This window comes from Mesorhizobium sp. M7A.T.Ca.US.000.02.2.1, from assembly GCF_003996995.1.
Classification (GTDB): Bacteria; Pseudomonadota; Alphaproteobacteria; order Rhizobiales; family Rhizobiaceae; genus Mesorhizobium.
The window spans coordinates 1-1449 of the sequence record NZ_RZTT01000743.1; the positions used below are offsets into that span (position 1 = coordinate 1).

Consider the following 1449-nt stretch of genomic DNA (forward strand, 5'->3'; position numbering starts at 1 on the left):
GGCCCTGCACAGCGGCGACGAACCGCCCCGCGTGCGGCGCATGATCGAACGCCCGACCACCGCCGGCACAGCGCTTGTGATGGCCAAGGGGCCGATCGAGCATTAGGGCTCCGCAATCGCGCCCCTGCCGCAGGCACCCCGCTTGGCCCTCCCGTCAGCCCTCGCCCGACAGATCCCGGCGCGCCTTGTCGAGTTCCTCGGCATAGCGCCGCATCAGATGGCCTTCGGTCAACAGGCCCAGCACGATGTGGTCGGTGAAATCCTCGACGACAGCGAGTTCTTCGGCGCCGGCGCGCTGGAATGTTTCCGCGGCGGCCTGCACGTTCATGCTCGGCACCAGCACCGCGTCCTTGTATTTGGCAAGATCGCGCACCGGCACCTCGCCATCGGAAGGATCGCTGTGCAGTTCGGCCACGATCAGCACGCCGACATAATGATCGCCCGCATCCACGGCGATGACCCGCTGGGCAGAGCCGAGCGGCACTTGCTTGCGGAAGGCTGCCAGCGTCGTCGAGGCATAGATGGTCTTGATGTCCTTGCGCATCATCGAGCCGACTGTGAGGCTGCGCATCCAGCCAACATCGTGGGCGCTGCGGATGGTCTCGCCGCGCAAATGGAAGCGCCATGTCGAGAACGAGTAGCCGAAGGTCTCGCGCACCAGGATCGCCGACATGATCGAGGCGGCCAGCACAACGCCGGTCAGCGTCAGGTCGCGGGTCGATTCCAGCGCCAGGAAGGTCATCGTCAGCGGACCGCCGACGACACCGACTGCGAGCGACGTCATGCCGACGACGGCGGCGACGGCAGGGTCGATGCCGGTTGCCGGCGAGACGACAATCATCACATCCGCGAACGCCTTGCCGAGCAGCGCGCCGAGGAACAGCGAGGCGAAGAACAATCCGCCGCGAAAACCCGACCCCAGCGAGACCGCCGACGCCGCCAGCTTGAGCACGAAGACGCTGGCCACCACGGCCAGCCCGTAATTCATCGAGAATTCACGATGCAGCGCGCCATGGCCGCTGGACAGGACCTGCGGCGTGATCAGCCCCAGCAGCCCGACGATGACGCCGCCAATGACGGGGCGCAGCGCCGCATCGATCGACAGCCTGGCGAAACCGCGCTCGATCAGTGTCACCAGATGCATGATGGCGATCGAGGCGGCACCGCCGAGCAGGCCGAGCAGCAGGAACGGCACATACTGGCTGGCGGTGAGCGCCGGCAGACCCGAAAGCTCAAGCGGAAACGGTACGCCGCCGAACATCTCGGCCGTCAGCGAGGCGCAGATCGCGGCTGTCAAGACTGGCGCGACATTGGCAACCGAGTAGATGCCGATGACCAGTTCGAAGCCGTAGAAGGCGCCGGTCAGCGGTGCATCGAAGGCGGCGGCGATGGCGCCGGCCGCACCACAGCCGACCAGGATGCGGACATCGTTGCGGCGCAGCCTGAAGA

1 protein-coding gene is annotated in these 1449 nt (G+C 66.6%); it reads right to left on the reverse strand.

What is annotated here, in order from left to right; genetic code table 11:
• Positions 1-154 precede the first annotated feature (154 nt).
• A partial coding sequence (locus EOD15_RS34210) for a chloride channel protein (RefSeq protein WP_148129816.1) occupies positions 155-1449 on the reverse strand: 1295 nt, incomplete at its 5' end.